19 protein-coding genes are annotated in these 22962 nt (G+C 61.4%); 12 read left to right on the top strand and 7 right to left on the bottom strand.

The genetic code is table 11. The annotated features are described in order from the left end of the window. Nucleotides 1–9: 9 nt before the first annotated feature. The 4 genes from SMD27_RS17555 (at nucleotide 10) to SMD27_RS17540 (ending at nucleotide 3095) form a co-directional block, all read left to right on the top strand. Complete coding sequence (locus tag SMD27_RS17555; protein ID WP_320509727.1) at nucleotides 10–936, top strand: manganese catalase family protein; 927 nt, start codon at nucleotides 10–12, stop codon at nucleotides 934–936. 59 nt (nucleotides 937–995) lie between these two features. Then, the gene (locus SMD27_RS17550; protein ID WP_320509726.1) at nucleotides 996–2423 is read left to right on the top strand and encodes an Nramp family divalent metal transporter; all 1428 of its coding nucleotides are present in this window, start codon (nucleotides 996–998) and stop codon (nucleotides 2421–2423) included. A gap of 61 nt (nucleotides 2424–2484) precedes the next feature. Further along, the gene (locus tag SMD27_RS17545; protein ID WP_320509725.1) at nucleotides 2485–2712 is read left to right on the top strand and encodes a hypothetical protein; all 228 of its coding nucleotides are present in this window, start codon (nucleotides 2485–2487) and stop codon (nucleotides 2710–2712) included. Between the two features lie 170 nt (nucleotides 2713–2882). Continuing rightward, nucleotides 2883–3095 (top strand): con-10 family general stress protein, encoded by a 213-nt coding sequence (locus SMD27_RS17540; RefSeq protein WP_320509724.1) that lies wholly within the window; start codon nucleotides 2883–2885, stop codon nucleotides 3093–3095. 86 nt (nucleotides 3096–3181) lie between these two features. On the opposite strand, the gene SMD27_RS17535 is transcribed toward SMD27_RS17540, so the two are convergent. Next, a complete protein-coding gene (locus SMD27_RS17535; RefSeq protein WP_320509723.1) occupies nucleotides 3182–3838 on the bottom strand; it encodes a cupin domain-containing protein in 657 nt (218 codons plus the stop codon). A 224-nt stretch (nucleotides 3839–4062) separates the two neighbouring features. Between SMD27_RS17535 and SMD27_RS17530 the strand changes: the two genes are divergently transcribed. Then, nucleotides 4063–4761 (top strand): hypothetical protein, encoded by a 699-nt coding sequence (locus SMD27_RS17530; RefSeq protein ID WP_320509722.1) that lies wholly within the window; start codon nucleotides 4063–4065, stop codon nucleotides 4759–4761. 174 nt (nucleotides 4762–4935) lie between these two features. Next, complete coding sequence (locus SMD27_RS17525) at nucleotides 4936–5670, top strand: NAD-dependent epimerase/dehydratase family protein (protein ID WP_320509721.1); 735 nt, start codon at nucleotides 4936–4938, stop codon at nucleotides 5668–5670. 241 nt (nucleotides 5671–5911) lie between these two features. Here SMD27_RS17525 and SMD27_RS17520 read toward each other — a convergent pair whose 3' ends face one another. Then, the gene (locus SMD27_RS17520; RefSeq protein ID WP_320509720.1) at nucleotides 5912–6661 is read right to left on the bottom strand and encodes a DUF4142 domain-containing protein; all 750 of its coding nucleotides are present in this window, start codon (nucleotides 6659–6661) and stop codon (nucleotides 5912–5914) included. A 147-nt stretch (nucleotides 6662–6808) separates the two neighbouring features. Between SMD27_RS17520 and SMD27_RS17515 the strand changes: the two genes are divergently transcribed. Continuing rightward, nucleotides 6809–8182, top strand: a complete 1374-nt coding sequence (locus SMD27_RS17515) for an MgtC/SapB family protein (RefSeq protein WP_320509719.1) — start codon at nucleotides 6809–6811, stop codon at nucleotides 8180–8182. A 270-nt stretch (nucleotides 8183–8452) separates the two neighbouring features. Further along, nucleotides 8453–8941, top strand: a complete 489-nt coding sequence (locus tag SMD27_RS17510; protein ID WP_320509718.1) for a nucleoside deaminase — start codon at nucleotides 8453–8455, stop codon at nucleotides 8939–8941. Nucleotides 8942–8962: 21 nt separating this feature from the next. Here the strand turns inward: SMD27_RS17510 and SMD27_RS17505 are convergent, their stop codons facing one another. The 4 genes from SMD27_RS17505 to SMD27_RS17490 form a co-directional block, all read right to left on the bottom strand. Beyond that, nucleotides 8963–9661: a hypothetical protein gene (locus SMD27_RS17505; protein ID WP_320509717.1), complete on the bottom strand. Its 699-nt coding sequence runs from the start codon at nucleotides 9659–9661 to the stop codon at nucleotides 8963–8965. A gap of 111 nt (nucleotides 9662–9772) precedes the next feature. Beyond that, nucleotides 9773–10288: a PAS domain-containing protein gene (locus SMD27_RS17500; RefSeq protein WP_320509716.1), complete on the bottom strand. Its 516-nt coding sequence runs from the start codon at nucleotides 10286–10288 to the stop codon at nucleotides 9773–9775. A gap of 143 nt (nucleotides 10289–10431) precedes the next feature. Next, nucleotides 10432–11610, bottom strand: coding sequence for an acyltransferase family protein (locus SMD27_RS17495; RefSeq protein ID WP_320509715.1), 1179 nt, complete (start codon nucleotides 11608–11610; stop codon nucleotides 10432–10434). A gap of 258 nt (nucleotides 11611–11868) precedes the next feature. Then, on the bottom strand, nucleotides 11869–12972 hold the full coding sequence (locus tag SMD27_RS17490) for a polyamine ABC transporter substrate-binding protein (protein WP_320509714.1): 1104 nt from the start codon (nucleotides 12970–12972) through the stop codon (nucleotides 11869–11871). Nucleotides 12973–13183: 211 nt separating this feature from the next. On the opposite strand from SMD27_RS17490, the gene SMD27_RS17485 reads away from it, so the two are divergent. After that, complete coding sequence (locus SMD27_RS17485; protein WP_320509713.1) at nucleotides 13184–13561, top strand: hypothetical protein; 378 nt, start codon at nucleotides 13184–13186, stop codon at nucleotides 13559–13561. A 570-nt stretch (nucleotides 13562–14131) separates the two neighbouring features. Here the strand turns inward: SMD27_RS17485 and SMD27_RS17480 are convergent. After that, a complete protein-coding gene (locus SMD27_RS17480) occupies nucleotides 14132–17947 on the bottom strand; it encodes a hypothetical protein (RefSeq protein ID WP_320509712.1) in 3816 nt (1271 codons plus the stop codon). A 583-nt stretch (nucleotides 17948–18530) separates the two neighbouring features. Here SMD27_RS17480 and SMD27_RS17475 point away from each other — a divergent pair. The 3 genes from SMD27_RS17475 to SMD27_RS17465 all read left to right on the top strand — a co-directional run bounded on the left by SMD27_RS17475 (nucleotide 18531) and on the right by SMD27_RS17465 (nucleotide 22954). Next, on the top strand, nucleotides 18531–19535 hold the full coding sequence (locus SMD27_RS17475; RefSeq protein ID WP_320509711.1) for a M14 family metallopeptidase: 1005 nt from the start codon (nucleotides 18531–18533) through the stop codon (nucleotides 19533–19535). Nucleotides 19536–19646: 111 nt separating this feature from the next. Continuing rightward, nucleotides 19647–20381, top strand: coding sequence for a DUF4142 domain-containing protein (locus tag SMD27_RS17470; protein ID WP_320509710.1), 735 nt, complete (start codon nucleotides 19647–19649; stop codon nucleotides 20379–20381). Nucleotides 20382–21514: 1133 nt separating this feature from the next. Beyond that, complete coding sequence (locus SMD27_RS17465) at nucleotides 21515–22954, top strand: FecR family protein (protein WP_320509709.1); 1440 nt, start codon at nucleotides 21515–21517, stop codon at nucleotides 22952–22954. Nucleotides 22955–22962 lie beyond the last annotated feature (8 nt).

Genomic DNA, 22962 nt, shown 5'->3' with positions numbered 1-22962 from the left:
GCACCCCCGATGTACATGCATAACAAGCGATTGATGTACACCGTCCGCGTGTCGGAGCCCAATCCGCGCCTGGCGACGCTGATGCTGGAACAGTTTGGCGGTCCGCAAGGCGAACTGGCGGCGGCCATCCGCTACTTCACCCAGGCGCTTTCCGAGAACGATCCGGGCCGCAAGGACATGCTGCACGACATCGCGACCGAAGAGCTCAGCCACCTCGAAGTGATCGGCAACATCGTCGTGATGCTGAACAAGGGCGTCAAGGCGAAGATGGCCGAAGGCGTCGAGGTGGGCGAGCTGATGAGCGACGTCTTCCATGGCGGCGAGAGCCATTTGACATCGCTGCTTTATGGCGGCGGCGCCGCCCTCGTCAATTCCGGCGGCGTTCCCTGGACCGCCGCCTATGTCGACAGCATCGGCGATCCGACCTGCGATCTGCGGTCCAATATCGCGGCCGAGGCGCGGGCCAAGATTGTCTATGAACGCCTGATCAACGTCACGGATGATCCCGGCGTCAAGGATGCTTTGGGCTTCCTGATGACGCGCGAAATCGCGCATCAGAAATCTTTCGAGAAAGCGCTCTATTCGATCCGGCCGAACTTCCCGCCGGGCAAGCTGCCGGGCAAGGAAGAATTTGCCAGCACCTATTTCAACATGTCGATGGGTGAAGGCGATATGCGCGGGCCCTGGAACCAGGGCGAGCAATGGGATTACGAGCCGGGCGACGCGCAACCCAGCGATGCTGCCGCGGACATTGGCACGGCGACGGTCGAACTCGGCGAAACCGATCTTGCCTTGGATGAAGCTTTGACGGCCAGGACCGCGTCACTGACCGATATCGATCCGGTCACAGGCGCCGATCTCGGTGCCGGTCCCGGCGCCGGGCGTACCAAGCCGGTCGATGAATTGCTGGACGATGAGCTGGTGGAAGGCGCATAGCGCTGAACGCTTGCAGGTAAAGACTACCGGCAGACACCTCCAGGGCGGCCAAGAAAAACATGCTCAAACGCTACGATCCCTCGGAAGACGTTTATCCCGACAAGGGGACTGAGCAGCAGCAAAACCGCCCATCTAAGTCGAGTTCGCCGATCACTGGCTCGCCGGAAGCGGAATTGAAAACGCCGGGTTCCGCTCCGGCGAGCTCCCTTCAGCGGAAGAAGTCGCCGATCGACTATCGGCGCTTGCTGGCGGCGCTGGGACCAGGATATCTGGTCGCCGTCGGCTACATGGATCCCGGCAACTGGGTAACCGATATTGCCGCCGGATCGAGATTCGCCTATAGCCTGCTCTCGGTGGTCTTCCTGGCCAATCTGATGGCCATGCTGCTGCAGTCGCTCTGCGCGCGCCTCGGCATTGCGACCGACCGCGACCTCGCCCAGCTCTGTCGTCACACTTATCCGAAGCCGGTCTGCCTGGCGCTCTGGGCGGTTTGCCAGATCGCCATCGTTGCTTGCGATCTGGCGGAAGTCGTCGGCACCGCCATCGCGCTTTCCCTGCTGTTTCATATCCCGCTCCTGGCGGGCATCTGCCTCACCGCCTTCAGCACGCTGGTGATCCTGTGGCTGCAGAAAATCGGCAGGCGGGCGCTTGAACTGGTCGTGATCTCCCTTACCCTCACCGTCGCCTTCTGTCTCCTTACCGAATTGATATTCGCCCAGCCGTCACTCGGCGCCGTCGCAGCCGGCTTCATCCCGATGCCCAATCTGGTCTCCGATCCCGAGCGTCTCTACCTCGCGATCGGCATCATCGGCGCGACGGTGATGCCGCATAACCTCTACCTGCACAGCGCGCTGGTCCGCAGCAGCGGCTACCGCAAACAGGAATCGGATACAGACGAAACGGAGGGGAAGCGCCGGACATTGTCTTACGCGGTTTTCGACACTTGCCTTGCGCTGTTCTTCGCCTTCCTGGTCAACGCCGCCATATTGATCCTGGCGGCGAGCGCCTTCCACGGACGCGATATCCCGCTGCCGATCGATCTTAGGGATGCCTATTACCTTCTGACGCCGCTGCTCGGCACATCGCTCGCCAGCGTGCTTTTCGGCGTGGCGCTGCTCGCGGCGGGACAGAACTCCACCGTCACCGCGACGCTGGCGGGCCAAGTGGTGATGGAGGGCTTTCTCGGCCTGCGCCTGCCGCCCTGGGCAGCGCAGATGACAACCCGCTGCGCCGCTCTTGTCCCGGCTTTGCTCGTCACGGCGATCGCCGGCGACAAGGCGCTGACCGAGCTTCTCTTGCTAAGCCAGGTAGTTTTAAGCTTGCAACTCCCGTTCGCTGTCATACCGCTGATACATTTCTGCACGCAAAGGCGCCTGATGGGCTCATTGACGAGCCCCTGGTGGCTGACCTTCCCCGCCTGTTTCGTCGCCCTGTTGCTGATCTTTTTGAATCTGAAGCTGGTCAGCGATTTCATGATCGACGGCTGAAAGACGGCGGTCGTGCGGCTTCGGCGGAACATCACAATACCGCAGGCAGAAAGGAGCAATCATGCGTCACAGAGCTGAAAAACATATCGCCTGTCAGATCGGCACCTTCGGCCTTGCTGTTCTCGGCGGCCGCCTTCGCGGCATCTGCGGCCTTTTATCCATTGGCCTCGGTGCGCTCCTCCTCGGCTACAGTCTCGGCCGCTCGGTCTTGGCGGACGAAACCTCGGATGGGGATGAGCCGACACCGGAAAGCGCGGAGCTTGGGACCAGGAAGGCCAGACCGCCCTGATGCAGTTCGATCCGGAGAGCGGGAAAAGTTACCAAGCGAGCAGAATTTAGCCCGGAACAAGAATCTATGCTCATGGTTGTCGGAGTGCTGGTTCGCTGGGATGAAGAGCGAGCGACGCTTTTTCAAAGACGCATCAGCATCACCAACCAATCGCTTGAAGGAGAGTTGAGATGGCAGAGGATAAACGCGGCTTCGCTTCGATGGATCAGAACAAGCAACGTGAAATCGCCAGCAAGGGCGGCAAGGCAAGTGGCGGAAACTTCAAGAACGATCCGCAGCGTGCCGCGGAAGCCGGGCGCAAAGGCGGTCATGAAAGCGGCGGCAACTTCGCCAATGACCGCGAACGCGCATCGGAAGCGGGACGCAAAGGCGGCAAGTCCTGAACAAAGGACAGATTATCGACGATCGGCGGGCGGAGATGTGTTCTCCGCCCTTTTCATTTTCGGTCCTTCATTCCGCGCGGGACCTGTCAGTGAAACGTGGTGAGTTGAGCGCCATCATCCGCCACGTGGATCGCCATGATGCGGGCGACGTCCGTGGAGCTGGGATTCTCGGCGAAGAGATGCACGGCGCCGGGGGGTTCGAAGAAACTTTGGCCGGTGTGATAGATCATCGGCGGCGAGCCAGCCAATTGCGAGCGCACCGCGCCCGACAGCACATAGACCGTCACCGAGCCGGCGTGATGATGTTCCGGCGCCCGGGCGCCCGGCTGGAATTCGACAATCTCCACCGTTACCGATTTTCCCGGCACGTGGCTAAGTGCATCACTAGTGACGGGCGTCACACTGACGGTTGTCGGCCGACCCACCATCATCACGCCGGGCGCCATCCAATGATCGTCCGCTGCGCTTGAATAGGCGCTGTCATGATCATGGCTGTGCCGAAATGACGGCAAGGCGGCAAGGCCAGCGAGCAAAAAGGGGCCGAGAAAGCCGCCGATCATGCCAAGGCGCCGCCACGATACTGTCGGACCGGCCCCGCGCGAGCCCGAAGCGCTCGCTTCATACCCGCCCGATCCCGGACCGCTTGATCCGGAACCGCGTGATCCAGGACCCGCGTCCTCGATGGAGATCCCTGCCCCCAACTGGCCGGCCATGCCAAACTGACCCGCGATGTCCTGACTCATCTTCATCTCCTCGTCTTCGCGCTCGAAGATCAGCGCGCCCGAATTACAGAGCGCTAGCGAAACACCGCACAGAGCCATGATTGGCAAAATCGACTGGGCCAAATGATCGAGCCGGATCGCGATGCGCGGTCGCATGATCGGCGCGATATGTTATGATCTTGTCAAGGAATCGCGGAATCGCATCGCCTGATCATCCGAGTGGATCGTTTACGGGGGAAAGCGTTATGACCGAGACCCATCCCAGCGAGATGCTGCGCGCCTTGACGGCCGGAGAATCCGATACGATCAAGATCATCGGGTTGCAGCATGCCCCCTTCGACGATCATCTGATTCACATCGATCTCAGCGACATCGATCTTGCGCTGATGCCGCAGCCGCGCTTGATCGATCGCGGCCATGGCCTGATGTATGACCGGCTGCGCGACATCACCTGGCTGCAAGACACGAATTACGCGCGCAGCAGCGGCTTCGATAAGGACGGGCAGATGACCTGGGACAGGGCAATGTCCTGGGCGTTACGGCTGAACTATCGCGGCATCAAGGGCTGGCGTCTGCCCACCGCACGCAATCCGGACGGCTCCGGGCCGTGCATCGGCGATTACTGCCATGAGAGCGAATTGGGCCATATGGTGCATGACCTCTTCGGCCATGCCTCGCCCGGCCTGCAACTTTTGAATTTCACGCCGTTCAGCATCTTCTGGACCTCGACCGAGGCCTCGGCGGCCGATGCTTTCGGTTTCAAGTTATCGCTGAGCCGCCAGGGAGCACTGCCGAAGAATCCCTGGGATCTCGGCACCGGATCGGACGAGATGGTGCTGAGCGATGAAATCCGCGCCTGGCCCGTGCATGAGGGCGATGTGGGCAGCCGGCTGCACCGCGTTATTGGCCTGCCGCGCCGCTGGAAGGCGAAGTGGCTGGGGTAAAGACCGCCAGCTTCCGTTGCACTTCTGCCTCCTGCATTCGTTTCGCTGGCTTACGCTCATTGCGTCGATCCCGCGACCTCATTTCCCTTGGCCCAGTCGATTCCGTGGTCATTGGCCCTTTTGTCTCTGCCATCGCTTCGCTTACATGACATCCAGGTTACAAAGGAGTCTGACATGAGCGAAATAACGGCAAAACGGGTATTCCTGGCGGGCGCCAGCGGCGCGATTGGCCGGCGCCTGGTGCCGCTATTGCTGCAAGCCGAATATCAGGTGACGGGTACGACGCGTTCCTACCTGAAATCAGCGATGCTGCAGAAGATGGGCATCGTGCCGGTGGTGGTCGATGTCTTTGATGCCTCGGCCCTGCGCGATGCGGTGATCGCCGCCGCGCCTGATATCGTCATCCATCAATTGACCGACCTGCCGCCGGGCCTGGACCCGGCGCTGATGGAAGAAGGCCGCAAGCGCAATGCACGCCTGCGCGAGATCGGTACCCGCCATCTGGTCGCTGCGTCCCTGGCTGCCGGGGCGAAGCGCATGATCGCGCAGAGCATCGCCTTCGCCTATGCGCCGCTGCCGCCAGAGCGCCAAGGCACACCGATCCTGGAAAGCGATCCGCTCGACCCCAATGCGCGCGGCGTGCGGATGCTGGAAGAGGCGGTGCTGCAAACGCCCTATATCGAGGGCATCGTCCTGCGCTACGGCAAGCTCTACGGTCCGGGCACCGGCTTCGATGCGCCCAGCGGCGACGCTCCGGTGCATGTCGATGCCGCCGCCAAGGCCGCTTTGCTCGCCATCACACGGGGACAGCCGGGCGTCTATAACATCGCCGAAGATGACGGCACCTTGTCGCTCGACAAGGCGCGCCGCGATCTCAATTGGAACCCCCGGTTCAGACTGGCGGCGTGAAACCCTGTCGCTTAGTGGCCCTCGGCAAGACCCAACCCCTCATCCGCCATGGACCCTCGGATCAAGTCCGAGGGTGACAAGCGAGGGATGGCCGACATTATGCGAGCCCTTTGGCGATGCCACGCGGCACCGCCGCGCCAAGGACAAACAGGGTGTCGCCATCCGAGGGTCCATCGTGGCGATCGGGAAATGGTTGCAGCGGCTTGCGGCGCGTGCACGATCTCTCAAGCCAGATGCCGCGTTATGCCTTCACCTTCAACGCCTTGGCGATTTCTTCGATGCGCTGCAAGTGTTTCTCGACCATCGGCACGGCGGTGACGGCGAAGGTTTTCAGTTCCACCGTTTCACCGTTATCGGCATAGGACTGGTGCAGCTTGATCGCATCGCGATGGCCGAGAAGGAGCATCTTCACATAGGCCTGGTCGAAAGCATCACCGTCAAGATTTTGCAGCTCGGCCAACAGATCCTGGTGTTTTTGGTCCATCGATGTGGGCAGGGTCACGCCGACCCGCTTCTCCTGCACCACGCCTTCCAGCTTCGCCTCCGACTCCTCGTGGTCCTGGATCATATGCCGGGCATATGTCTTCACATCTTTGTTATTGCTCTTGGTCAAAGCGAGCTTGCTGGCTTCGATCTCGAACATGTTGTTGACCGCAGCCGTCTGCGCGTAAAGCTGCGCCGTCAGCGGCCGGGCATCGGCCGGCACGGTCGGTTCGGTGGCGGGCACGGCCGCCGTACTGCCGGTCTCGCTCGTTCCCATGCCAGGGGTCGCGCCGCCTGCCTGCAACCCGCCGCTCGCATCGTTGTTGGCCGGCGGATTGCCTTGCTGGTCCTGCGGCGCCTTTTGCTGCTCGTCTTTCGGCGCCTGCTGCTGATCCTGGGCCAGGACAGTATTCACCCAAGCAGCGGGCGCGGCGGCAAGCAACAGGCCGCTGCCGAGCAAGGTGGCGCGCAGGATGCGGGAAGAGCGAAAGGCGTGCTGCTGTGTCATTGTTTTAACTCCCTCCGGATAAGGGGTTAACGACGCCCAGCTGGGACGGTTCCATTTGCTTGCCTTTCGCCGCGTATGACCGAAAGATGAGAAAACCTGCAAAGGCAAAACCGCCACGGGAAGAAGAATTGGCGAGCGGGAGGCCGGATGAGCGAGCTGGAACTTTTCCATCGCCTGGGTGCCGCTTTGGCGATCGGCCTGCTGATCGGCCTCGAACGCGGCTGGAAAGCGCGTGAAGCGGGTGAAGGCGAGCGCACGGCCGGCCTGCGCACCTTTGCCCTTACCGGCTTGATGGGCGGGATCAGCGGCGCCATCGCCGCGGCCGCTTCGCCCTTGTTGCTCGCACCCGCTCTCGTCGTCTTCGCCGCCGCCTTCATCCTCTTCAGCTGGCGCGAAGCGCGGGCGCAAGGCGATCTCGGCGCCACCACGGTGGTCGCCGGCCTGCTGACCTTTTTGCTCGGCGCTTATGCCGTTCTCGGCGATCTCCACGTCGCCGTCGCTGCCGCCGTCGCCATGGCAGTGCTGCTTGCCTTGAAGAAGCCGTTGCATAGTTGGATCGAGAAACTGACCTGGCCGGAGATCCGCGCAGTTCTGATCCTGCTCGCCATGTCCTTCCTGTTCCTGCCGCTGCTGCCCGACCGCAAGATCGATCCGTGGCAAACCATCAATCCGGCGGAGATCTGGTTGTTGGCCATTCTCATTGCCGGCCTGTCTTTCGCCGGTTATGTCGCCGTCAAGCTGATCGGCGATCAGGCCGGCCTCGCCCTCGCCGCCGTGGCCGGTGGCCTCACCTCCTCCACGGCAACGACAGTTTCCTTCGCACGCTGGGGCAAGGCGCATGATGATGCGGCTCCCTTGCTGGCCGGCGGCATCCTGATTGCCGGGGTGATCATGATGATCCGCGTCGTCGTCATTGCCGGTGCACTCAACCCGTCCTTGATCCTGGGGCTGGCGGTGCCGCTGGGCGCTGCCGGTCTCGTCACGGCGGTGATCGGTCTCTTCCTCATCCTGCGTCCCGCCGCGCTCAACCGCAATGGCAAGAGCGCGCCGCCGAAGCTTGAATTGAAGAACCCGCTGGATCTCGGCATGGCGCTGAAGATGGCGGCGCTGATTGCGATCATCATGCTGATCTCGGAGCTCGCCACGACCTATATCGGCGCGCATGCGATCTATCCCGTCGCGGCAATTTCCGGCGTCGTCGATGTCGATGCGCTGACCCTCTCCATGGCGCGGATCAGTGGGCGGGGCGGCAGTGACGCTGCAGGCGGCACTGGCGGCCAGATCAGCGCCGAAGCGGCGATCATCGCCATTTTGCTCGCCGCCGGGGTCAATACGGTGGCGAAAGCGGCGATGGCCGCCGGCATCGGCGGCAAGCGCCTCGGCCTTTATGTCGGCGGTGCGAATGCCATTGCCCTCGTCGTCATGGTCCTGATGGCCCTCATTCCGGTGCCGCGGGATCTTGGTTTCATGAAGGATCTGCTGAAGGCCCCCGAACAATCACGGCAGCAGAACGACTCCTGAGAAATGCATCCTCGCACCGCCTGCCATCAGCCGCTCCGAGGCCCCTCGGATCAGTCCGACGGTGACGAGCGCATGTGGCATTGGGCATGCTGCGAGACTGGCGATACCGCCGAAGCGACGGTCAAATGGTCTCGCACGGCGTCCGCCATAAACGAGGTTGTCACCCTCGGGCTTGACCCGCGGGTCCATGGCAGAGGCCGGCCGCGAAACAATCATTGCTCGCGGTGGCCTGCCCGATATGCTGAGAACAACAGCAGCAGGAGGAGCGTCATGGCGAGCTCATCGCAAAAGCCGGCGGAGATCGAGGCTTTTTTGACACAGGCGATCGATCTTGCCTTGGCAAGTCTGCGCGCGACCGGCGCGCGGCCCTTCGGCGCCGTTCTGGTAAAAGACGGCGAAGTCATTGCAACCGGCGTCAATGAGATCCTCGCCACCAACGATCCGACCGCCCATGCCGAATTGACCGTGATCCGCGCGGCTGCCCGCAAGCTGGGCTCGCCGCGGCTTGAGGGCTGCGTCATCTATGCCAGCGGCCATCCCTGCCCCATGTGCCTGGCCGCCATGCATATGACCGGCATCGATGCGGTCTATTACGCCTATGACAATGAGGTCGGTAAAGCCTTTGGCCTCTCGACCGCCGCCATCTATGACGAGATGCGCAAGCCCTTCGACCAGCAGAAGCTGAAAATCACCTGCGTGCCGATCCGTCCCGGCGGAGCCGATCTATACGAGTTATGGCATCGTCAGGCGCCAGGTTGATCTGACGTCGGCGTGACCGAGTCATGAGGCGGCGCGAACCGGTGCATATTGGTGGCGCGGATTCCCGCCCTCGGACCCGGCGCCGTCTTCGGTTGGCGAGGCTTGTTCCGCCAGCAGCCGGCGCAGAACGCCATCGAGATAATCCGGCGTTATGTTTCCAACCGGCATCGTCTCATCGGCCAATCTGCGGCCCAGCCGCGCGGGGTCGAAACCTGCATCGAAAGCGTCGAAAAGCAAATCGGCGTTCAGGTCGTCGCAAAGGCTGCTGCCGTCCGGCATAAGGCCGAGCAGCGGATTGGCCTCGCAGGCGCCGTCAATGAAGTTTCCATACCAGAGACGATAGGCCTGGAAATCCTCTTCATATTGCGCGGCGCTCCCAGTCTCCGTCCGGAACCGCAAGGCGCAGGTCTCGGCGAAACGCCGGACGCGCAAGGATAAGGCGGCGGTGAATTCCTCAATATATGCCTCTTCGATCGTCGACATATGCATGAGGCTTTTATGAATTTGCCGCGCCAGGGCCGGTCCCTCTATCCGGCCAAGCGCGATGACGGCATGGTCGGGCAAATCGAGGCGTATCAATTCCGCGGTGAGCCGTTTCGTCGCCAGGTCCGACACCTGGCCGAACATGCCGGGCCTGATGCCGCGTCCCAGCCAGGCTCGCAACCCGAAATACAGCAGGTTGCCGACAACAATGACGCCGATAGCGGTGCCCCAGCCCATGCGCGTCCCCCCAGCATGTGAAGGAAGCGTGACTATAGCACCTGAAGTTGTCAAATGATTCGGAGATTCAATCCACAGGAAATTGCCGAGTCCGGCCCAGCTCGCTCCGGGTCAATCGAAAACCGGCAGGCGCGGATCGAGTGCCGGGGCACTGGGACCGCGTGCGGGATCGAATCCGTAATATTCAAGCGCAAGGCATTGCCGTATCTCGCCGCGCACCAGGAGGGGAAACATCGCCACCTCCACCGGCCGGAGATAGCCGTTCTTGTCCGGCCAGCCATAGACGCCATAGACCGGCTTGCGCATATCGCGGCAGGCCATGTAAAGGCCGATCAAGGTTGCCACCGCCTGATTACGTGGCCCATCGGGATCGTTCTCTCCGTCGGGGCCGAGATCGACGGCGAATTCATCGAGATAGCGTCCCGTCAGATCGATATTGGAAACGTAATCCAGCTTGCTGCCGCTCAGCCGGTAGCGCACGCGGAAGGGCGCCTCTTCGAACTCGACGATCATGAGGTAGGGCAGGAGATCGAGAACCGATCCCGGATCCACCAGATCATGGTCCGGCACATCCCCGTCGGCCAGACTGTGCCAATAGGCATGGAGCAAGTCGAAATCGCGTGCCATTTCCCCTAAACCCGCGCAACGGTTCCCAGCTTTGTTGTGCGGCATGTTAACCGAAACCCGTTCGCATGCTACCGAAAATCGAACCGGGATCGCTGCAGGCGCGTCAAGAGCCGACCTTACCCCCGTCGATCAACGGGCCATCCTCACGGTTCGATCCCCGATATTTTCTGCTCTGGCTCGGCGGCACTCATCGCACGCTCCAGCACGGAGCTGCCCGGGACCGGGCTGCGATCCACAATCGGATCGCGCCTGCGCGGTCCCATGATATTGCGGGTAAACTTGATAAGTCTCACCTCGATCACATAGTGATAGGCAATTCCAAAAGCAGCCGCCACCAAGGCCAGGCCCAGCGCGATCGTATCCAGCGACAGATATGTCGATAGGCCGAAGCGTGATGATAAATTAATGGAAAACGACAATTCGACCGAGTGGACGAGATACACCGCATAGGATGCGGCACCGAGTGCCAGAAGAAATTTCGGCAGCTTGAGCGGCCGTACCCGCTCGATTTCCACGACACCGAGGACGAAAAGAGTCGCTGCCGTGCCGAAGGCCAGCCGCCCGACCAAGGAAATGTCCTGAATATTCGCAAAAAACCACATGAAGCTGAGGAACATGACGACGCCGGTGCCGGCGACCAGCCAAGGCGCCGGTATCCTGGCATGGCGCAGCACGATCGCCGCCCCGACCCCCATAATGAATTCGAGATCGAACGGGCTTAAGAAGAACGAGAATGGGTAAGCGAGCGGGGCGATCGCCTGTCGCGCTTCCAGTATATTCGCCGCCAGAATGGCCACAGCCCAGATGGGCAGGATCATCAAGGCCCGGCGTCCACCCCAGATGATGACGGCGAAGAGCGCGTAGAAGAAGATTTCGTGCGTCAATGTCCAGGCCACACCCAGAACAGGTTGCGCCGTATAAGGCAGAAGAAGGATGGAGAGGACGATATTGACCGGGTCACGCTGGCTCGGCTGGCCCGCCGACGTGACGACCAGGTAGAGAATGATCAGCGGGAACAGGATGAACCAGTAAGACGGAAAGATGCGGACAAAACGCTTGGCGGCGAAAGCACCGATCCGGTCTTGCAGGCCGATATCGTTCCAATGAATCCAGGTAATGATGAATCCGCTGAGGACGAAGAAGAAATCCACACCGACATTGAAATTGCGGAAATGGCCGCCGAAGGGCTCGGCATTGAAGAACCGCGGTTCGGCCATGATGCTCCCGGTATGGTGAAAGACGACGAGCAGAGCGGCGATGCCACGGCCGACTTCGATGCAGCCGAACTTATCGCGATTGGCACTCTTGCTGACATCGCTCATGCAAGCACCTCACAATGGGATTGCGCGACCTGTCGGGGATCGTTCCGCTATCGGCGTGGAGATTGGTGGCGTTCGTCGGATTTGACAGCAGGTCGAAATCGCGTGGCATCTCCCCTCAACCCGCCGTCGGTCCCCAGCTTTAGTTACGCGCCATGTTAGCTGAAACCTGCCGGATCGCTATCGAAATCGGCGGGAAAAGCTGCAGGCGCGCCGCGGGATCGGCGGCGCGCCTGATTCACTGGCGAAGCTGTAACGATCTCAGTTGCCGGCGACGAATTTAGTCCAGATGCGAGTGCGCAAACGCTCCAGCTTTAGGTCCTCAATCTCGCCGCCGAAGAGTTTTTTCTCATCCTCGGCCGTCGGATAGATGATCGGATCATTGGTGATCGCCGGATCGGCCAGCGCCTTTGCAGCGCCGACGCCGCTGGCATAGGTAACGGTGTTGATGCCATCGGCGGCGATCTGCGCATTCATCAGGAAGTTGATGTATTTCATCGCCGCTTCGGGATGCGGCGCATCCTTCGGCACGGCCAGGGCATCGATCCAGTAATAGGTGCCTTCCTTCGGCAGGGTATAGGCGATCTCGACACCGGTCTTCGCCTCCTTCGCCGTATTGACCGCCGAAGCGACATCGCCGTTCCAGGCCATGACGAGGCAGAGCTCGCCGGTCGCCAAAGCGTCTTTATAGCCGGCATTGTCGATCTTGCGGAAATAGGGCCGGACCTTGGCCATCACCTGCCCGACCTCGTCATAATCGGCCTCGCTCTTGGTATCCGGATTCTTGCCCATGTAAGCCAGGGTCAGCGGCAGGACGGTCGGCGTATCCAGGAGGCCGATACCGCAATCGGCGAATTTGCTGGCGACCGCCGGGTCGAACAGCATCGCCCAGCTATCGATCGGTGCATCCGGCATGCGCTCCTTGATCTTCTTGACGTTATAGGCGATGCCGGTCGTGCCCCAGAAATAGGGCACGCCATATTCGTTGTTGGGATCGGCGTCGCGCATCGATTTCAGCGCGACGGGATCGAGATTCTTCCAGTTCGGCAGCTTGCTCTTGTCCAGCTTCTGGAAGACGCCGCCCTTCAACTGCCGGCCGAGATAGCTCGAGGTGATGGTGATGACGTCATAGCCGGAACCGCCGGCCAGCATCTTTGCCTCCACCACTTCATTGGAATCGAACAGGTCGTAGCGCACCTTGATGCCGGTCGCCTGTTCGAATTTCTCGATCGTATGGGCGCCGATGTAATCGGCCCAGTTATAGACGTTGACTTCCTTGTCCTCGGCCCAGGCCTCGCTTGCCAGCACGCCTAGCCCGACCAGGGCAAGGCCCGCCATGCCGATGCGTTTCATCTGCCGTTGCATTCCCCTACCCCTCCTCCGTTCATTTTTATGATTAGTTGAGTTTTATTCGAGGCTAGCACCCCGGTGAACCGGGTGCCCAGGTGATATGAATTTCTGCGCACATTCCCTGATGGAATGGCAGCATTCACTGTCTTCCATCCGCAGCGCGCTCCCTTTAGAGTGTCGGCGCCGAGAGGCCGCCGACCGAGATTCGCCGATCATTGGGGGAAAAATGTTCAATAAAGCCAAGCCGAGCAAACAGGATCTGAAGAAACTGGATAAAGGCGTTGCCGCCGCCGGTGAGGTGATCGACCTGATCAACGGGTTGGAAAAGGCAATCGAGACACAGATCCGCGCCATCGAATTCGTGGATGGCGCCATCCGCCGGGAACTGGCCCGCACCCAGCTCACCATCGGCCTTAGCCGCGCCCATCTCCGCCAATTGACCCTGGCCGCCCACGCCTATCGCGCCGGCCTGATGGATAGCGCCAAACCGGCAAAGAAAGCCGCATCGAAGGGCAAACCGGCTGCCAAGGCGAAGTCCGCGGCTAAGCCCGCCGCGAAGGCGAAGTCCAAGGGGAAGACAAAGACGGCAAAAAAGGCGAAATAAGCCCGGCCCCTCGCTTACTCTCAACACCGAATTCGGCCTCACCCATGGACCCTCGGATCAAGTCCGAGGGTGACAGGTAGTTTGTCATCGGCACCGTGCGATGGCTGGCGATGACGACAGTTCTTGCACCGCGCCGGTGCCAAACCCGCTTGTCATCCCCCGGTTCAGTTCTCGCACCGCGCCGGTGCCATACCCGCTTGTCATCCCCGGCTTCAGTTCTCGCACCGCGCCGACGCCATACCCGCTTGTCACCCTCGGGCTTGACCCGAGGGTCCATCGTGGCAACTGATGAAAGCGGCGGGGTTCTTCGGACAGCAATGTTATCCAACATCAAGCCCGGCCTCATCCATGGACCCTCGGATCAAGTCCGAGGGTGACAGGTAGTTTGTCATCGACACCGTGCGATGGCTGGCGATGACGACAGTTCTTGCACCGCGCCGGCGCCAAACCCGCTTGTCATCCTCGGGCTTGACCCGAGGGTCCATCGTGGCAACTGATGAAAGCGGTGGGGTTCGGCGAGCAGCGATTCATCCAATATCAAGCCCGGCTTCGATATATGTCGCCGGCCCCCTACTCACCCTTGTTGTAGCTGATCCGGAAGCCGCCAGTGTAATAGACGACCTTCACCTTGACGGCGGTCGCCACCGTATGGGACTGGCCGTCCTTCCATTCGACGCCACCTTCGGTCTTCATGCTGATGATCTGCTTATAGGAGCCTTCCACCGAGCCGCCGATCTTGTTGGCGACTTCCTTGGTGACTTCATCGCTCTTGGTCGTCTCGAAATCGAAAGTTTCGGTGACGGCCACGGCATTCAGATAGAAGTAATCGGTGAGATCGAAATCGGCGCGCGGAATGACCACCGTATTGCCGCCTTTCAGCATGGCATTGATGCCGACGCCGGACAGAACCTCGCCCTCCACCACCACGTCATAGCGGTTATCGTCGTAATCATTGAGCACGCCGACCTTGAGATAGCCGAGATCGGAATAATCCGTCGCCATCAGGAAGCCGACATCATTGCCGCGCTGCTTGACCGTCGTCCCGAAACGCCCCACCAGGCGGCGTGGGCCATAGCCCTCCAGATTGATCTGCAAGGTGATATTGGCTTTCGGCTTCTTCTTCTGGCCCGCACCCTTCACGTTCTCCTGCACCTGCTTGCTATAGGCCTTATGCTCTTCCGGCGTCTTGTTGCCCTTGCGGGTTTCGGATTCGGACAGCTTGATCGCATCCTGGGCCTCGTTGGGTTTCACCTGCTGCGCCTCCTCGCGGCGTTGCTGGATCATCGCCCGTGCGACTTCGGCATTGGCCTGGGTCTGGCCGAGCGCCAGATCCTTTTCGTTCTTGTCGAGATCGGTGCCGTATTTCGCCTGGATCTCCCGCGCCTTATTGGCCGCCTCGGCGATGGCAATGGTGTTGTCGGAGAGCTTCTTCAGGAGATCGGCCACTTCCTGCCGGCCCGACATGTCGCGGAAGATATTGGGCGTGCCGAGCAGGTTGAGCGCGGCGCCGAGCCCAGTCGGATCGGGTGCCGGCGACGGATTGACGATATTGACCAGCGATTGCGGGAAAGGTGTGGGCGCAGCGCTCACTTGCTGGGGCTGCGGCGTCACCGGCGTCACCGGCGCGATTTCCGGCGCCTCGATCGGGATCGGATGCTCCTCCCATTTCCAGAAGCGGGTATTGTCGATCTCTTCGGAGATGTTGCAATGGCCGAGCTTGCCCTCAGCGAAGACGCCGCGCGTCGGCAAGGTGATCAACCGTTCCGATTTCGCCGAGGCGAGCGGCAGGCGCTCCATCACATGCTGGCGATCCGCCTCGCTCATCGCCGCCAGTTTGTCGAACGCCCATTGCCGGCGCGCCGCATCGCTACCGTTGAGCGCGGCGGCGATATCCACGACCAGCGTGTCGTCGATCGCCGATTCCTGCTTGGCCAAGGGATAGGCAATATAGCTGCCGAAGGTTTCCAGCGGTGTCGGATCAACATTATCCGCCAAGGTCTGGCCTGCGATCCAGTTCTTGCCTTCGAAGGCGATGGCGATGGCATTGGGATCGGTGCCCATCAGGATGACGCGGTTATAATATTCCTTGTTGCCGTTGGCGTGGTCGATCAGCCGCTTGGTCAGGCGGTATTCCTGCTGGCTCAGGCTTTTTTCCGGCGAGCGGTTGGCCGGCGGCAGGGCGGCCGGTATCGGTCCCGGCCGCTTGATCCAGGTGATGGTGTTGGAACTGCCGTTATCGGGAAACCAGTAATCGACATCGGCATTGTCGAAGAGCGAGATCGGCCCGCCGGCATGGAAGGCGGTGATGGAGAGCCGGTCCAGCCGCCATTCATCGGAATCGTGCAGCACGATTTCGAAACCCATCAGGTTCTTCCATTTGACCGCCGCATCCGGCTTGGCGATGAACCAGCTCATCCAGACATCGTCGAGCCGGTTGCCGACATTGACATTGTCGGTTTGCGCGCCTTTCTCCCAGGCATGGACCAGCGGCCGCGTCACCGTGGTGCCGTCGAGCAGGATGAGATTGATCATGACCAATTCGTCGGTCTTGTCCTTCAACCCTTCGGCGGTCTTGAGGCCAAATTCGAAGAGCGAGAATTCGATATCGCCTTCCCACCACGGCGTGGTCCAGGCATCGCTGGCGGCGATGCCGTTCAGGGTCTGGTACTCGCGGATCATCTCCTGCTTCTCCAAGGCATCAAAACCCGGCTTCAAGGCGGGATCGAGCAAGGCCGGCTCCAGCAGGAAGCGGTTGGCGAGCAGGTTCGCCGCATCGAAATTGGCGATGCGATCGGGAATTTGCAGCAGCACCGCCGGGCGCCGGCGCACCCATTCCACCGTCACGCGGAAATGCCGCAAAACCTCATAATACAGAATGGTGAGCGTGTGGCTGTGGTTGTAATTGGAGAAGGTGCGGGTCTGGATGCTCTCCTTTTCCTCCTGCCGCGCCTGGATGACGACGGTGGAATTGAGCTCCCGCTGGGCCGAACTTGCCTGGGAGAAACTGTCATTGAGGCGCTGCACATTCTCCGCCGCCAGATCGCGGCTGCCATCGCTGGTCGCGGTCGAGCCGCCGAGGCTCCAGGTGTTGCCGACCGCAGCGCCGAGGCCGACGACGCCGAGATTGGCGCCGCCGGTCGCACCAGCCGAGCTGGCCATGCCGCCCATGAAAGAGGAGCCGTGCTGCAATTCCTTCAGCCCGGCTTTCACCGTCTCGGTGATGGTGCGGTCGCGATGGGTCTGATGCAGGATCTCCTCTGTCAGCTTGGTGGTCTCGTCGCGCTTGGTCAGGCTGTCCCAGGACCAGTCGATCACCGCAAGACGCACCGTCTCGCCGGGCGCCAGCGGCAGGCTGTAGAGAATTTCGCCCAGCGAATGGCCGAGCGAGAACCAGGAGACTTTGTAATCATCGACATAGGCCGCCTTGAAGCCCGCCGGCAGGTGGAAGTCGTTGGGCGGCGTGGTCAGCCGCACCACCTGCCGCAGGACGAATTCCTGCAAGGCGAGGCTGGCCGGGATCAGTTCCTCGCAGCCATCCTCGCCGACCAGGGATTTCGGGCTGGCGGCGAAGGAAGCCGGCGAGAGGCGCCAATCGGTCAGGCTGGGATTCTGTAACGCGCGCGGCCCCATATTGAGCAAAGAGGGCGGCAGCGGCGACGGCTTCATCAGGAAACGCGCGGCGATCGCATCAAAGGCAAAACGGCCTTGGTCCAGCGCGTCAAAACGTTCCGGCTGCTTGCCGTCTGGCTGGCGATACGGATAGACCCAGATCGCGACCTTGAGCATCTCTTCGGGACTGGCGCGCCGTAGCTCGATTGCTTCCGCCAGCATCACCTGCACCTCGGGCCGCAGCCGGCGCAGATCGAAGGATGCATAGCCCACATGATCGGTCGTCAGCACGCCGAGCGGATCGGCCCAGATGATACCCGTCTCCTCTTCCACCGGCCGCAGGCCAAGGCCCAGGCGTTGCGCGAGCTTTTTCAAGGCTGCGACGATCAGCGGCTTCAACTCGGCAGCGGGAATATCCGCCAGATGATCGCGCCCCGATGCCTCAAGCACATCCCTGAAGATGCGCAGCAATGAATCGCGCGCCCGCTGCAGGTCATCGGCCAGCCAGTTGCGGCTGGCCTCATCCAGCACTTCCGCAAGGGCTTCCCGCATGGCCTGTTCGACGCGGTCGCGCGCCGGCGGCCGCAGATCATTATCGACATCCGAGACGGCCGATCGCATCGGCTCGTCCAATCGCGTCTCCGGTGCAGGCTTCGGCAGGAAGCGCGGCACGGCCACTTCAGCGTAGAGCGGCAGGCGCGGAACCGGCCGGCCGGTATCGGGATCGGTAACGAAGATGCTGAGATGCGTCGGCGAAGTGGTGGCGAGTGCTGGCATCGGACGGTTCCCCCTCAAGATCGTCTTGCGAAATCGTCTTGCTAATCGTCCAGCCGCGGCCCCGCGGCTGCTTCGCCCTTGTCATGTGGCGACACATGATCGTCTCTTCCGCGCGGCAATACGGCCGGCAGGCACAGGAATCTTCTCGGATTATTTAACCGCACATCACGGCGGCCACTTCATGACCGCCATTCCCCAATCGTAATCGGCACGCGCGACGTCAATCTGCAATCGTGGTCGACCGGATCCTTCGCGGTCTTCTGCCGGTACGCGTTCTGATGTTGTTCGTCGGCAGTATTGAAGGACGATCGATCATCACGCGTTTCGCCGCTTGCTGCAACCGGAAAGCATGCTTGCATGAAGCGGATCACACAAATTTCTTGAGGAGGCGCGGCCGCTTTTTCACCGGAAGGAAAAATTGACGGCGATCTTCATGCCGGATCGGCATGAAGTCAGGCCGCATCATCATTAGAGTGTGCGTCCGGCAAAATGTTATGAGAGAGCTATCGCAAAGACTGAAGGCCGGGATAGATTGGTTTCGCATTCGGGATGCAAGAAGACTCTAACAAGAACAGGTTCGATCATGACGACGCAAATCTGGACCCGCCTGGATTACGACCGGCCCGGCAAGCAGATCGGCAATCTGCATCTGCCTTATTCGGTGCACCGCTCGGCCTATGGCACGCTGACCATTCCGCTCGGCATTGTCGCCGGCGGCAAGGGACCGACAGTTTTGCTCAGCGCCGGCACCCATGGCGATGAATATGAGGGCCAGATCGCATTGACCAAATTGCTGCGTCGGTTGCAGCCGGATGCGGTCAATGGGCGCGTCATCATCCTGCCGATGTTGAACGCGCCGGCCGCCCGCGCCGGCCTGCGGACCTCGCCGCTCGACGAAGGCAATCTCAACCGCGCTTATCCCGGCGATCCGCTGGGCGGGCCGACCGCGCAGATCGCCCATTATGTCAGCCAGGTCCTGTTCCCGATGGCCGATGTTTATCACGATCTCCATGCCGGCGGTTCCTCGCTGGATTATTCACCCTTCGTCTCGACGCGCCTCAGCGGCAAGCCGGCGCTCGATGATAAGGCACTCGCCGCCGCCCGCGCTTTCGGCGCGCCGCATCTGCTGATCTGGAGCCATAGCCCCGATCCGCGTCTCTCGACCTCGGAATCCAACCGCCAGGACATCGTCTCGCTGGGCGGTGAATTCGGCGGCGGCGGCACCGTCTCGACGCGCGGCGTCGAAATTGTCGAGCACGGCTTGCAGCGCCTGCTGGCGCATCTCGGCGTCATCGAAGCCGATCCCGCTTTGCCGCCGCCGCCGGAGACGGTGGAGATCGAGGTGCTCAGCCGCGACTACTATGTCTATGCCGAAGCCGATGGCGTGTTCGAACCGGCCGTTGCGCTGGGCGCCACGGTGGCTGCGGGCGATCATTGCGGCGATATGCACAGCATCGACGATCCCGCCCGGTCGGCGGTGCCGCATCACTTTCATCATGACGGGATCGTTATCTGCCAGCGTCATCAGGGCCTGGTGCAGCGCGGCGACTGCCTCGCGCATCTCGCCACCTTGCGCAAAAGGAACTGACGGGCGAACCGGACAAACAATCTGAACGGAGCGCAGCGCCACGATCGGGAACCTCGTTTCTCCAGACTGGTTGTAGGGCATATTCCTTTTCCTTTCCTTAGGAGATGTCTTATGGCCCGTCCCGCCTTAGCCCGTCCCGCCTCGTCTTTCCTGTATGGAACCTGTCGGGTCATCGCCTTGCTGGCTGCTACCGCGACGATATCGCTTGTGGCCACGTCCGCCGCCAGCGCAGCCGGCCGTTCCGATAGTTTGATCCTGCTCGCGCAGAATTCGAATACGGGCGGCGCAACCGGCGGTGCCGGCGGCAACACCTCCCAAAGCGGCAGTGAAGGCGGCACCAATGCAGGCACCGGTGCGACCATGTCGCCGGCTGAAAATACCAGCACCAAATCGACGAAGAGCCTCTCCGCCGCAAGCAAGACCTATGTCCAAAAGGCGGCGATGACCGACCTGTTCGAGATCACGTCGAGCAAACTGGCGCTCAAGCAATCGAAGAATGCCGAGATCAAGAAATTCGCGCAGCAGATGGTGACCGATCACGGCAAATCGACCGCGAAACTGAAATCGCTGATCCGCCAGGACAAGCTGAACCTGAAAGCGCCGATGAAGCTGGACCAAGAACATGAGAAACTGCTGAAGCAGCTGGAAGCAGCGAAGGGTGATGATTTCGACAAGCTCTATGCGAAGATCCAGACCGAAGGTCATGAGGACGCCCTGAAGCTGCATCAGACCTATGCCGAGAATGGCGATCAGCCCGATTTGAAGAACTTCGCCAGCGAGGTCTCGAAAGTGGTGGAGATGCATCTCTCCCATATCACCGATATCAACAAGTCGCTGCACTCATAACCGCAGTGGGTGCCTGTGGATTGCCTGGCGCGGCAAGACGAGGCAACCAGCCGTCAGTTGCACCGATGGACCCTCGGATCAAGTCCGAGGGTGACGGCCTTGCTTGTTGTAACTGGCCTGCGACGAATGCCACCGCGGAGCAATGCAACCGCGATGGCCTCGAGGCTCGCCAACACCAAACCCGCTTGTCACCCTCGGACTTGATCCGAGGGTCCATCTGCGCCGCTGAGGATTGGCCGCTGCATTGCGCCGGATCGCCGCGTCGGTTGATGTCCTAGCCGGCTTCCACCATGGACCCTCGGGTCAAGCCCGAGGGTGACAACCTTGCTTGTCGTAACTGGCCTGCGACGAATGCAACCGCGATGGCCTCGCACCCCGCCAACACCAAAACCGCTCGTCACCCTCGGACTTGATCCGAGGGTCCATCGGCGCGGCTGATGGTTGGTCGCTGATGTCGGTGTGATGGTCGGTCACGTCAGATGGCTTACCGGTGGGGCAGCGTCGCGCCATTATCCAGATCTGCGAACTCCCGGCGACTCCAAAAAACGATCGGCCGGCGCGGTTAATCTGCCCCAACGCGCCGGCCGTCTCGCCTCCCCCAAGGAGTGCGGTCCCTGCATTTCCCAACTCTGCGCGTCATGGTCCCAGTGACGCCTGCAAGCCGTCGGTTTGGCCGCATATGGCATTATGTTGCGCCTCGCCGGTTAAAAAACCGTAACTGCGCGCAGCCTTTTTGGATCTCATAAAATGATGTGCAGTCGCCGATAACTTTCGCGCCTCATATAACAAAACCATCACGCACAACATGAAGCTGTCGGGGAATAAATTGACGGCGAAAAGAGGGTCTTCCGGAGATCGCCCTCATCTTCCCGACAGGCGCCTGTGCCATAAGGAAGAGCACCGTGACGCCCGTCACGCCGAAAATGGCACAGGGTGATTAAGATGGGGTGCATTCGGGGAATTCGATACTGGGGACCACCCGACAGATAGATGATCGATGGACCGATCGTCGACCGCCGATGAAGTCGGCACATCGATGATCACGCGGCTCACGGCCGGCAGCGAATGACCGACCGGGAAATGACGTCTGGGAAATGCCCAACTGGGAATCAACTGTGTAGCCATTGAAAGGCATGACAGAAATGCGACTGATCCCGAAGCAACGGCCGGAAGCTGACAATGATATCATCTCGGATGTTCAAGAGACCGGCGCACGGCAGAAAGTGTCGAAGCACGAATTCATGCGCCGTCACGAAGAGGCGATGGAATGGGTGCTGCGATTGAATGCGGCGGATGTCACCCCGGCGGAGCGCCTCGCTTTCGCCGGCTGGCTCGCCAGCGACCGGGCGCATGCCTCTGCCTTTCACCGCGCCAAGAGATTGCATTGGATGGCGACCCATCCCCTGACCCCGCAGGGCTTCCGCCTGCAGGATGCGCCGCCACCGCAAGCGGCCAATACCACGGCGCGGCCGGACGCGGATGCACCCGCAGAAGAGATATCAGCGTCCGCAACGGCAGGCGATGCATCGGCTTCCGTTATGCCAAACCATCTTGCGGTAAAGCCAGCCGTATCCCGGGACGCGCTATTGCAGGCTCCCATGGTCGAACCCGCGTCGGCTGATGCTGCCGCCACGGATATCCACGCCGAGCAACCTTCCTGGTCGCCGCGGCCGATGCGGCGAAGCACGCTGGAAAAACTGGCGCAGCAACAATCGGCGATGCGGGAATTGACGGCGCGCGAAGCAAGGCATGTTGCCCTGCCGCACCGGATGCAAAGGGGCGGACAGAAGGACGCCGGCACAGGCAAGGGTGCATACGCGATCGGCCGCGTCGCCGCGCTTGCCGTCGTGGCGGGCCTGGCGGCGTTCCTGATTGCCGATGGTCCGATGCGGCTGCGCGCCGATCTGGTGTCGACCAGCAAGGAGATGCCACGCATCACCCTGCCCGATGGATCGCAGGTGCAGCTCGATTCCGGTTCGGCCATCGATGTCGCCTACGATATCACCGTGCGGCGTATCCGCCTGTTGCGCGGCGAGGCCTTCTTCCAGGTCGCCCGCGATGCGACCCGCCCCTTCGTCGTCGAAGCTCAGAACGGCACTGTCACCGGCGGCGTGATCACCGATGACAGCGGCACGCCGAGCGGGGCCGGTTTCGATCTGCGCCTCACCAAGGCGGGCGCCGTGGTGACGGTCTCGGATCAAGTGGTCAGCGTCGCCCCGCCGGATAAACCCAATGGGGACCAATATGCCCCGGTCGAACTCCAGGCCGGCCAGCGGATCGCCTATGGTCTCGACGGATCGATGAGCCCCATCCGCATGGCCGATCCACAGCAAACCGCCAGTTGGCGGCGTGGCCGGCTGGAGGTCGAGAACCAGAGCTTGGCGTCGGTCATCGAGCAGATCGACCGCCACAGCCCGGCGCCGATCATCATCCTCGGCAGTTCCCTGGGCCAGCGGCGCGTCAGCGGCAGCTTCGATCTGAGCCATCCGCGCGAGGCCGTGGACATGCTGGCCCAGCGTTTCAACCTGCATGCCGTGCATGTCGGTCCATTGCTGACGGTGCTGCGGGATTGAAGCCCGCC

The sequence above is a fragment of the Dongia soli genome (genome assembly GCF_034044715.1).
Lineage (GTDB): Bacteria > Pseudomonadota > Alphaproteobacteria > Dongiales > Dongiaceae > Dongia_B > Dongia_B soli.
This window is presented reverse-complemented; position numbering and strand designations above follow the sequence as displayed.

Excerpts from the sequence above, each read along its gene's own strand:
- SMD27_RS17555 (WP_320509727.1), top strand. The coding sequence starts at position 10 with ATGTACATGCATAACAAGCGATTGATGTACACCGTCCGCGTGTCGGAG.
- SMD27_RS17550 (WP_320509726.1), top strand. The coding sequence starts at position 996 with ATGCTCAAACGCTACGATCCCTCGGAAGACGTTTATCCCGACAAGGGG.
- SMD27_RS17545 (WP_320509725.1), top strand. The coding sequence starts at position 2,485 with ATGCGTCACAGAGCTGAAAAACATATCGCCTGTCAGATCGGCACCTTC.
- SMD27_RS17540 (WP_320509724.1), top strand. The coding sequence starts at position 2,883 with ATGGCAGAGGATAAACGCGGCTTCGCTTCGATGGATCAGAACAAGCAA.
- SMD27_RS17535 (WP_320509723.1), bottom strand. The coding sequence starts at position 3,838 with ATGAGTCAGGACATCGCGGGTCAGTTTGGCATGGCCGGCCAGTTGGGG.
- SMD27_RS17530 (WP_320509722.1), top strand. The coding sequence starts at position 4,063 with ATGACCGAGACCCATCCCAGCGAGATGCTGCGCGCCTTGACGGCCGGA.
- SMD27_RS17525 (WP_320509721.1), top strand. The coding sequence starts at position 4,936 with ATGAGCGAAATAACGGCAAAACGGGTATTCCTGGCGGGCGCCAGCGGC.
- SMD27_RS17520 (WP_320509720.1), bottom strand. The coding sequence starts at position 6,661 with ATGACACAGCAGCACGCCTTTCGCTCTTCCCGCATCCTGCGCGCCACC.
- SMD27_RS17515 (WP_320509719.1), top strand. The coding sequence starts at position 6,809 with ATGAGCGAGCTGGAACTTTTCCATCGCCTGGGTGCCGCTTTGGCGATC.
- SMD27_RS17510 (WP_320509718.1), top strand. The coding sequence starts at position 8,453 with ATGGCGAGCTCATCGCAAAAGCCGGCGGAGATCGAGGCTTTTTTGACA.
- SMD27_RS17505 (WP_320509717.1), bottom strand. The coding sequence starts at position 9,661 with ATGGGCTGGGGCACCGCTATCGGCGTCATTGTTGTCGGCAACCTGCTG.
- SMD27_RS17500 (WP_320509716.1), bottom strand. The coding sequence starts at position 10,288 with ATGGCACGCGATTTCGACTTGCTCCATGCCTATTGGCACAGTCTGGCC.
- SMD27_RS17495 (WP_320509715.1), bottom strand. The coding sequence starts at position 11,610 with ATGAGCGATGTCAGCAAGAGTGCCAATCGCGATAAGTTCGGCTGCATC.
- SMD27_RS17490 (WP_320509714.1), bottom strand. The coding sequence starts at position 12,972 with ATGCAACGGCAGATGAAACGCATCGGCATGGCGGGCCTTGCCCTGGTC.
- SMD27_RS17485 (WP_320509713.1), top strand. The coding sequence starts at position 13,184 with ATGTTCAATAAAGCCAAGCCGAGCAAACAGGATCTGAAGAAACTGGAT.
- SMD27_RS17480 (WP_320509712.1), bottom strand. The coding sequence starts at position 17,947 with ATGCCAGCACTCGCCACCACTTCGCCGACGCATCTCAGCATCTTCGTT.
- SMD27_RS17475 (WP_320509711.1), top strand. The coding sequence starts at position 18,531 with ATGACGACGCAAATCTGGACCCGCCTGGATTACGACCGGCCCGGCAAG.
- SMD27_RS17470 (WP_320509710.1), top strand. The coding sequence starts at position 19,647 with ATGGCCCGTCCCGCCTTAGCCCGTCCCGCCTCGTCTTTCCTGTATGGA.
- SMD27_RS17465 (WP_320509709.1), top strand. The coding sequence starts at position 21,515 with ATGACAGAAATGCGACTGATCCCGAAGCAACGGCCGGAAGCTGACAAT.